Genomic DNA, 9,168 nt, shown 5'->3' with positions numbered 1-9,168 from the left:
TGAATTCGCAGAACTATTCGGCGTCGTCCTTAACCGCCTCCATCGAGACATGCGTGCTGGTATGGGCAACATGGGGCAGGGCCGAGATTTTTTCCCCCAGCACTTCTCGATAGGCGGCGATGTCCTTGGTGCGGACCTTGAGCAGATAGTCAAAGCTCGAGGCGATCATATGCGCCTGTTCGACCTCGGGCAGGGCGCGGACCGCCTTGTTGAAAGCCGCTAGCGCGGCCTTGCGCGTGTCGGAAAGTTTGACCTCCACGAAGGCAACATGGGGCAGGCCCAGGCGCTCAGGATCGATGACGGCGCGGTAGCCGAGAATATAGCCTTCGGCCTCGAGGCGCTTGATCCGCGCCTGGCACGGCGTCTTGGAAAGATTGACCCTGCGGCTCAGTTCAGCGACGCTCAAACGGCCATCGCGCGCCAACTCGTCCAGAATCTTCCGGTCGATCTGGTCTAAAGTTTCGAGAATGACTGTTTTCATGGTCTCTTCGCCTGTCTGAAGGGTCAAAATTACCACTGTCGTCGCGAGGCGGCCACATAAATAGGCGAAACGACTTCCTGGCTTCTGGCATTTTAAGGCAACGCTTTTGAGTGCTCTTCCATGACCGACACGACCGCCTTTCGCGACACCATGCGCAACCGCATCTATGCGGATGAAAACATCCTTGTGCCTCAGCTTATCGAGGCCACCGGCCTCGATGCAGTTCAGCGCCAGTCCATTTCCGGCCATGCCGAGAAACTGGTGACCGCGGTTCGCACCGGCAACAAGCTCGGGCTGATGGAAAGCTTCCTTGCCGAATATGGTCTCGCAACCGACGAAGGCGTGGCGCTGATGTCTCTGGCCGAAGCGCTGCTGCGTGTGCCTGATGCGGAAACCGTCGATGCGCTGATCCACGACAAGGTCGGCGGTTCCGATTGGGCCAGCCATTTCGGTGGGTCGTCGAACACGCTGGTCAATTTCTCGTCCTGGGCGCTGAACCTGACTGCTGACGTCTTGGGCGATCCCGAAGTGGGCCCCAAGAATGCGCTCCACCGCGCCATTGCCCGCCTGGGCGAACCGGTCATCCGCACCGCCGTCGGCCAGGCCATGCGCCTCCTCGGCAGCCAGTTCGTTTTCGGCCGTACCATCGACGAAGCCGTCACCAATGCGAAGAAGCCGGAGTCATTGGGCTATCGCTACTCCTACGACATGCTGGGCGAGGCCGCGCGGACGGCCGAAGACGCAGAGCGCTATTTCAAGGCCTACTCGGACGCCATCGCGACGCTGGCGCCGCACTGCACCTCTTCGGCCGTGCGCGACAATCCGGGCATCTCGGTAAAGCTTTCGGCGCTGCATCCGCGCTACGAGTTCGCGCAGCGCGAGCGCGTGCTGACCGAACTCGTTGATGCGACTCGGAAACTGGCAATCGCCGCCCGTGAAGCCAATATGGGCTTCAATATTGACGCCGAAGAAGCCGACCGTCTCGATCTCTCGATGGAAATCATCGAAGCCGTTTTGGCGACGCCCGAACTCGCCGGTTGGGAAGGCTTTGGCGTCGTCGTGCAGGCCTATGGCAAGCGCGTCCTGCCGCTGATCGACTGGCTCGAAGCCACGGCCGAAAAGTACGATCGCAAGATCATGGTTCGCCTCGTCAAGGGCGCCTACTGGGACGCCGAAATCAAGCGCGCCCAGGTGCTCGGCCTGCCGGGTTTCCCGGTCTACACCCGCAAGGCCATCACCGACGTCAGCTATATCGCTGCGGCCCGGAAACTCTTCTCCAAGAAGCGCATCTACCCCCAGTTCGCCTCGCACAATGCGCACACCGCCGCCGCCGTGCTGCATCTCGCCGCCGAAGCCGGTCGCCTCAACGATACCTATGAATTCCAGCGCCTCCACGGCATGGGCGAGCGGTTGCACGAAGTGCTGCGCACCAATCATGGCACGACCACACGCATCTATGCGCCCGTCGGTCCGCACAAGGATCTGCTGGCCTATCTCGTGCGCCGTCTGCTCGAAAACGGCGCCAATGGCTCCTTCGTCTACCAGATCGCCGACGAAGACATCCCGGCCGCCAAGGTGGCCGAAGACCCGATCACCAAGCTCCTCTCGCTCGATGGCTTTGCCAACCCCAACATCCCGCTGCCCGACGCCGTCTTCGGCGCACGCCGCAATTCGGCTGGTCTCGACCTGACCGACCCGGTTGCCTTTGGCGCCGTCAAAGCTGCCCGCGAAACCTTCTGCAAGACCCAGTGGCTGGCAACGCCGCTTCCGGTCGCCGAGGCGTCGAACGAGACTACTCCGGTCATCAACCCTGCAGACCCCACTGACATTGTTGGCCAAGTCGTTTCGGCCTCGGCCAAGGGCGTGACTGCAGCGATCTCTGCCGCCATCGCCAGCAAGTGGTCGCAGACTGCCGTGGGCACCCGCGCTGAACTCCTGCGCAAGACCGCGGACCTCTACGAAGCCAACCGCGCCGAACTTTTTGCGCTACTGGCCCGTGAAGCCGGCAAGTCGTGGGCGGATGCCATTGCCGAAGTCCGCGAGGCCGTCGACTTCCTGCGCTACTATGCGGCCGAAGCCGAGACCAAGCCCCTGGCCGCAGCCCGCGGTCCCTTTGTCGCCATCTCGCCCTGGAATTTCCCGCTCGCCATCTTCTCCGGCCAGATCGCCGCAGCGCTCGTCGCCGGTAATCCGGTGGTGGCAAAGCCGGCGCCGCAGACCCCGCTCATCGCCTTCCGCGCCGTGCAGCTCATGCACGAAGCGGGTATTCCGACCGATGCCATCCAGCTCATGCCGGGCGGCCCCGATGTCGGCACGGCGCTGACTTCGGATGCGCGTATTGCCGGCGTTGCCTTCACCGGCTCGCTGCCGACCGCACACCGTATCGATCGGGCCATGGCAGAGCATGTCGACGCCAAGGCGCCGCTGATTGCCGAAACCGGCGGTCTCAACGCCATGATCGTCGACTCGACCGCGCTGCCCGAACAGGCCGTGCGCGATATCCTCGCCTCGGCTTTCCAGTCAGCGGGCCAGCGTTGTTCGGCGCTCCGCGTTCTCTATGTTCAGGAAGATGCCGCCGAGCGGACCGTGGAAATGCTCAAGGGCGCGATGGACGAACTGACCCTCGGCAATCCCTGGGATCTCGCCACCGATATCGGCCCGATCATCGACGAGCCGGCGCGCAAGAAAATCCAGTCCTATGTGGATTTTAACAAGGCAAAGGTGATTCACGCCATGAAGGCGCCGGCATCTGGCACCTTCGTTGCGCCTACGGTGGTAAAGGTCGGTGGCATCGAGGAAATTCCGGAAGAAATCTTCGGACCCGTGCTGCACGTCGCGACCTTCAAGGCTGACGAATTGGACAGCGTCATCGACGCCATCAACGCCTCCGGCTACGGCCTCACCTTCGGCATGCACACCCGCATTTCGAGCCGGGTGAAGAAGGTCTCGGCCGCCGTCCATGCCGGCAATATCTACGTCAACCGCAACCAGATCGGCGCCGTCGTTGGCTCCCAGCCCTTTGGTGGCGAGGGCCTCTCGGGCACCGGGCCCAAGGCTGGCGGCCCGCACTATGTCGCGCGCTTCACCAAGGGCCATTCCGGCCTGCAGGCTGCCGCCGAGACGCTGCCGGGCCCAACAGGCGAAAGCAATGTGCTCCACGTCTCGCCGCGCGGCACCCTGTTGTGCCTCGGCCCGACCGAAGCCGATATCTCGGCCCAGAAGGTCATGGCCGGCCAGGCCGGCTGCGTGCCGCTGGTCGCCTCGCTAGACAAGGACATGCTTGGTGTTGCGACCACGTTCGACGCCGTCGCCTGGTTCGGCGATGACGCGACGCTGTCGACCATCCGCAAAACCCTCGCCGGTCGCGACGGCCCGATCCTGCCGGTGCTGACCACTACCGAGGATGTTGCCCGCCTGCAGCACGAACGCCACGTCTGCATCGACACCACGGCGGCCGGCGGCAATGCTACGCTGATCGCTACGGCGAGCTAAAAGAAAAGGCCCGCAGCATCAGCTGCGGGCCTCAATCTCTATGTTATTCTTGATAGAAAATCAGCGTGCAGCAACTGCCGCAGCAAGCTTGGCCGGGATCGACAGCACGGCCTGGATCTCATCAACACGTTCCGGCGTGTAAAAATCCGTCTCGTGCAGCATGTTGACCGTACCAACGAGTTCGCCGCCAAGGATGACAGGCATGTTCACCACCGACTGGCAGCCAAGCGAGTTGATCAGCTCATAATCCGGAAACACCTTGGAGATGTCTTCGATGGTGTTGGCGACGAAATAGGCGTGCTGCTTGTGCACGATGTCGAACCAGGCGTCATAATGGATCGGTTTGGTGCCCGAGGTCGGGTAGCTGACGGCATCGCTGGTATAGGCGCGGCGGGCCAGTTCATTGGCCATGTCGACGGTCATATAGGTAAAAAGCTTCACGCCCACGGTGGCTTCGGTCAGCGTCTGCAGCGCGGCAAACGCCGCCTCAACACCCTTGGCCTCGGCAATGGCTGCGTCAAAAGCAGCGAGGGCGGCGGAATGGTCAGTCATTCGAATAGTCCTTGGTCTAAAAATCAGGCGGTCGTCGCTGCGAGCAATTCGCGCGAATAGGGCTCCTTGAGGTCGCCCTGCTTGAGCTGGGTGACGTCGGCAATCTCGACGATTTTCCCATGCCGCATCACGGCTAGCCGGTCGCAGAGGAAGCTCACGACGGGCAAGTTATGCGTCACCATCAGGAAGGTGAGGTTCTGTTCCCGGCGCAGGCGTTTGAGGAGATTCAGGATTTCCGCCTGCACCGAAACGTCGAGCGCCGAAGTCGGCTCGTCGAGCAACAAGACTTTGGGTTCGAGCATCAGCGCCCGCGCAATGGCGACACGCTGGCGCTGGCCGCCCGAAAGCTGGTGCGGGAAGCGGAAGCGAAAGCGCTGGTCGAGACCGACTTGCTTCAGCACCGCTTCGACCCGCTCGCCACGATTGCCGATGCCATGAATGGCAAGCGGCTCGGAGAGCGCGGAGTCGATGGTTTTGCGCGGGTGCAGCGACCCATAGGGGTCCTGGAATACCATCTGCACCTGACGCGACACATTCCGGTCAACGCCATGGGTCCGCGGCTTGCCCAGCACCGAAATCTCGCCGGTCCATTCCGGCGCGAGCCCGGCAATGGCGCGCAAAATCGTCGATTTTCCCGAGCCGCTTTCACCCACGAGGGCAAAGCTTTCGCCTTCCGGCACGTCGAGGTTCACCCCATGCACGACCTTGGTGTCGCCATAGGAAATGTCGAGGTTCTTGAGGGTAAGTGCGCTCATGTGCCCGCCCATTGTGTCCGGTCGAGCACCGGCAATTCGTCGCGTGTTTCGTCGATCACCGGCATGGCCGCCAGCAGCCCCCGCGCATAGGGGTGCTTTGCTTGGTCGAGCTGCCCCGCGGCACATTCTTCCACCACGCGGCCCGAATTCATCACCAGGATGCGGTCGCAATAGCGGCTGACCAGCGCCAGATCGTGGCTGATCAGGATTAGGCCCATGCCCTTGCGGGTCACGAGGTCGTCGATGATGTCCAGCACCTGCGCCTGCACGGAAACGTCGAGGGCCGAGGTTGGCTCGTCGGCGATGAGCAGTTCCGGTTCGGGGATCAGCATCATGGCGATCATGATGCGCTGGCCCATGCCGCCCGAAACCTCGTGCGGATAAAGCTTTGCCACGCGCTCGGGATCATTGATGCGCACGGCAACAAGCATGTCGAGAATGCGCTGCTGCACTTCCTTGCGGCCGAGCTTCTGGTGCGTCACCAGCGCTTCGGCGATCTGCTCGCCCACGGTCATCACCGGATTGAGCGAGAATTTGGGGTCCTGCATGACCATGGAAATGCGGGCGCCGCGAATGGCGCGCATCTGCTTTTCGTCCTGGTCAAGGATGTCGATCCCCTCAAAACGCAGCTTGTCGGCGGTCACTTCGCCCGGCTTGCGGATGAGTTTGAGGATCGAACGGCCCGTCATCGACTTGCCCGACCCGCTCTCGCCCACAATGCCCAGCCGCTCGCGGCCAAGGGTAAAGGACAGGCCCTTCACGACTTCAACGCGACCGGAATGGGTCGGAAACGAAACGCGCAGATTTTCGACTTCGAGGAGCGTGCTCATGACTTGCCCTCGCTCTTGGGATCAAGCACGTCGCGCAGGCCATCGCCAAGGAAGCAGAAGCCGAGCGAGACGATGATGATGGCAAAGCCGGGCATGGTCGCGACCCACCACTGATCGAGAATGAAAGTGCGGCCACGCGAAATCATCGCGCCCCACTCGGGCAGCGGCGGCTGTGCACCAAGGCCGATAAAGCCCAGGCCCGCCGCAGTCAGGATCACGCCGGCCATGTCGAGCGTCACGCGCACGATCATCGACGAAGTACAGAGCGGAAGGATGTGCTGTACGATCACGCGGATCGGGCCGCCACCAGCCAACTGCACCGCCGAGATATATTCGGCATTGCGAATGGTCAGCGTTTCGGCGCGAGCAATGCGCGCGTAAGCCGGCCAGGAGGTGATGGCGATGGCGATGATGGCATTGTTGATGCCCGGCCCCAGCGCTGCCACGAAGGCCAGCGCCAGGATCAGTTTTGGCAGCGACAGGAAGATGTCGGTAAAGCCCATCAGCACGCGATCGACCCAGCCACCGAAATAGCCGGAGATAGCCCCGATCAGCAGCCCCAGCGGCGCCGAGATCAGCGCCACCAGCAAAACGATGGTCAGCGTGATCTGCGAACCCCAGACGACGCGCGAGAAGATGTCGCGGCCGAGTTCATCCGTGCCCATCCAGTTGACGCCCGACGGCGGCAAGAGGCGTTGGCTCAGGTTCTGCCCGGTCGGCGAAAACGGCGCGATCCACGGCGCAAAGAGGGCCGTCAGTAGCAGGACGAGGATGATGACACCGCCCAGCACCGAAAGCGGATTGCGGAGGAGGGCGGTGAACACCCGATAAGCGCGGCCGGCATTGGCCTGCCAGCGCGAAGTGGGGGAATCGGCGAGAAGCCAGTCACGCGTCGTCATTAGCGAGCCCTCGGATCGAGGACGCGATAGAGCACGTCCGAAACTTTATTGATGACGATGAAGACCGCGCCGATGACCAGGGTCGAGCCGAGCACCGCGTTCATGTCGGCATTGAGCAGGGCCGTCGTCAGATAGTTGCCGATACCGGGCCAGGAAAAGACCGTCTCGATCATCACCGACCCTTCAAGCAGACCCGCATAAGAAAGGCCGATAACCGTGATCAGCGGCACGCGAATGGGATTAAAAGCGTGGCGCCAAATGACGATCCGCTCCGGCACGCCTTTGACGCGCGCCGTGGTGACGAATTCCTGGCTCAACTGGTCGAGCATGAAGCTGCGCGTCATGCGGGCGATATAGGCGAGGCTGAAAAAGCCCAGCACGGACGCCGGCAGCACGATGTGCCAGACCGCGTTCCAGAAAATATCGAACTCACCCTGCACGAGGCTGTCGATCAGGATCATGCCGGTAATGGGCGTGACGAGACCATCGTAGAAGATGTCGAGTCGACCCGGTCCGCCAACCCAGCGCAGCCGGGCGTAAAAGATCGCGAGACCGACAAGCCCAAGCCAGAATGCGGGCACGGAATAGCCGAGTAGGCCGACGACGCGAATAGCCTGATCGAGCCACGTTCCCTGCCGCGCCGCAGCGGTCACCCCAAGCGGCACACCGATCGCGACGCCGATGAGAATGCCCAGCGTCGCCATTTCGAACGTGGCGGGGAAGAAGCGGCTGAGATCGGCCGCAACCGGACGACCGGTCGACACCGACATGCCCAGATTGCCGGTAAAAACATTGCCGACGTAACTGATGAACTGCATGTAGAGCGGCTGATCGAGGCCCATGGCGATCTTGGCCGCATCATACTGCGCCTGTGTGGCACGGTCGCCGACCACGGCCAGCACCGGATCGATCGGGATCACGCGCCCGATGAAGAAGGTGATGGCAAGCAGGCCCAAAAAAGTGAGGAAAAGCGTAACGAGAAAGGTCGCGACGGCGCCGATTTGTCGTCTTCTGCGCTTGCTCGTTAGTTTTTCTGGCGGTGGCGAGGTCAGCGCCGGCTGTTCAGTCGTCACACGAAATCCTCTTGTAAGAACAGGGTTCTAGCGCCGTCGACCAGTTTGCCGACGGGTTGCAAAACCTTCACATTTCCCTTTCACCATACAAGAAACTTTGCTTATATCAAAAAAATTTTGGTGGGATGGATGGCACAGAGCGCTCTCGCAGAAGTGGAGCAGGGGCACCCGAAGGTGGGTGCGCTCATCCGTGCGCGCCGTCGACAGCAGCATATGACGCTGATGGATCTGGGGGCCGTGGCCGAGGTTTCGGTGGGCTATCTCAGCCAGGTCGAACGCGACCATGCCACGCCCTCGCTCGGCACGCTCGCCCAGATCGCGCGGGCCCTCGGCGTTTCCATCGAATATTTCGTTTCCGCCCCGGCGCCACACAATGCGCTGACGCGGGCAGGGGACCGCAATCGCTTCTCGCTCGATGGCTCGTCCATCATCTACGAGCGTCTTGGCGCCGACTTTCCCGGCAACCAGCTTTCAAGCTTCATCATGCTCGTGCCGCCCGGCTATCGCTCGGAAACGGTGTCGCATGAGGGCGAAGAAATCCTCTACGTGCTCGATGGCTCGATCACTCAGCGCCTCGATGGCGAGGAAATGGTGATGAGCGCGGGCGATAGCCTCCATTTCCGCGGCAATCGCCCCCATTCCTGGGCCAATCACACCGATCAGCCTGCCAAGCTCCTCTGGACCGGCACGCTCGCACTCTTCCGCTCCACGGCGCGTCCGTCGCGTCAGGTGGTCGCGAAACCCAAAACCGGCGTCAACAAGCCGGTCCGCAAAAAAGTCATTTCAAAGGAGAAACGCACATGAAACTCTTCCGCGCTGCCCTCTTGGCATCCGCGCTCAGCCTGCCGCTGGCAGCGGGCGCAGTCTATGCCGCTACCCCGGCCGATGCCCTGGTGATTGCCCAGAACATCGACGATATCGTCGCGCTCGATCCAGCCCAGGCCTATGAATTCTCGGCCGGCGAAATCAACGCCAACCTTTATGACCACCTGGTGCAGTACGCCGCCGAGGACACCACCGTTCTCGCGCCCGGCCTTGCTTCGGAATGGACTGCTGACGAAGCCGCCAAGTCGCTGACCTTCACCA

The 9,168-nt window shown here is 62.1% G+C and carries 8 protein-coding genes and 1 pseudogene; 3 read left to right on the top strand and 6 right to left on the bottom strand.

Features of this window, described 5'->3' with window-relative positions:
- Positions 1–13: 13 nt before the first annotated feature.
- Positions 14–481 (bottom strand): Lrp/AsnC family transcriptional regulator, encoded by a 468-nt coding sequence (locus ABW043_RS04585; RefSeq protein WP_353920051.1) that lies wholly within the window; start codon positions 479–481, stop codon positions 14–16.
- A gap of 120 nt (positions 482–601) precedes the next feature.
- Here ABW043_RS04585 and putA point away from each other — a divergent pair, with 120 nt between their 5' ends.
- The gene (gene putA, locus ABW043_RS04580; RefSeq protein WP_353920050.1) at positions 602–3,973 is read left to right on the top strand and encodes a bifunctional proline dehydrogenase/L-glutamate gamma-semialdehyde dehydrogenase PutA; all 3,372 of its coding nucleotides are present in this window, start codon (positions 602–604) and stop codon (positions 3,971–3,973) included.
- Positions 3,974–4,033: 60 nt separating this feature from the next.
- Here the strand turns inward: putA and ABW043_RS04575 are convergent, their stop codons facing one another.
- The 5 genes from ABW043_RS04575 to ABW043_RS04555 are packed head-to-tail and all read right to left on the bottom strand — an operon-like array spanning position 4,034 to position 8,010.
- On the bottom strand, positions 4,034–4,525 hold the full coding sequence (locus ABW043_RS04575; RefSeq protein ID WP_353920049.1) for a GAF domain-containing protein: 492 nt from the start codon (positions 4,523–4,525) through the stop codon (positions 4,034–4,036).
- Between the two features lie 23 nt (positions 4,526–4,548).
- The gene (locus tag ABW043_RS04570; protein ID WP_353920048.1) at positions 4,549–5,280 is read right to left on the bottom strand and encodes an ABC transporter ATP-binding protein; all 732 of its coding nucleotides are present in this window, start codon (positions 5,278–5,280) and stop codon (positions 4,549–4,551) included.
- Positions 5,277–6,110, bottom strand: a complete 834-nt coding sequence (locus tag ABW043_RS04565; protein WP_353920047.1) for an ABC transporter ATP-binding protein — start codon at positions 6,108–6,110, stop codon at positions 5,277–5,279. Before ABW043_RS04565 ends, ABW043_RS04570 begins: the two co-directional genes overlap by 4 nt.
- Entirely contained in the window at positions 6,107–7,009 is a 903-nt protein-coding gene (locus ABW043_RS04560; protein ID WP_035081519.1) for an ABC transporter permease, read from the bottom strand. Before ABW043_RS04560 ends, ABW043_RS04565 begins: the two co-directional genes overlap by 4 nt.
- On the bottom strand, positions 7,009–8,010 hold the full coding sequence (locus ABW043_RS04555) for an ABC transporter permease (RefSeq protein WP_353920052.1): 1,002 nt from the start codon (positions 8,008–8,010) through the stop codon (positions 7,009–7,011). Before ABW043_RS04555 ends, ABW043_RS04560 begins: the two co-directional genes overlap by 1 nt.
- Before the next feature lie 201 nt (positions 8,011–8,211).
- On the opposite strand from ABW043_RS04555, the gene ABW043_RS04550 reads away from it, so the two are divergent.
- Positions 8,212–8,886 carry a helix-turn-helix domain-containing protein gene (locus ABW043_RS04550; RefSeq protein ID WP_353920046.1) on the top strand — a complete coding sequence of 225 codons (675 nt, stop codon included), beginning with the start codon at positions 8,212–8,214 and terminating at the stop codon, positions 8,884–8,886.
- A pseudogene (locus ABW043_RS04545) lies at positions 8,883–9,168 on the top strand (ABC transporter substrate-binding protein); the annotation flags it as partial. The gene ABW043_RS04550 and the pseudogene ABW043_RS04545, both read left to right, overlap by 4 nt.

Origin of the sequence: Devosia sp., from assembly GCF_040509215.1 — a bacterium.
Taxonomy (GTDB): Bacteria; Pseudomonadota; Alphaproteobacteria; order Rhizobiales; family Devosiaceae; genus Devosia.
The sequence above is the reverse complement of the archived record's forward strand: the minus strand, read 5'-3'. Positions and strand labels throughout refer to the sequence as shown.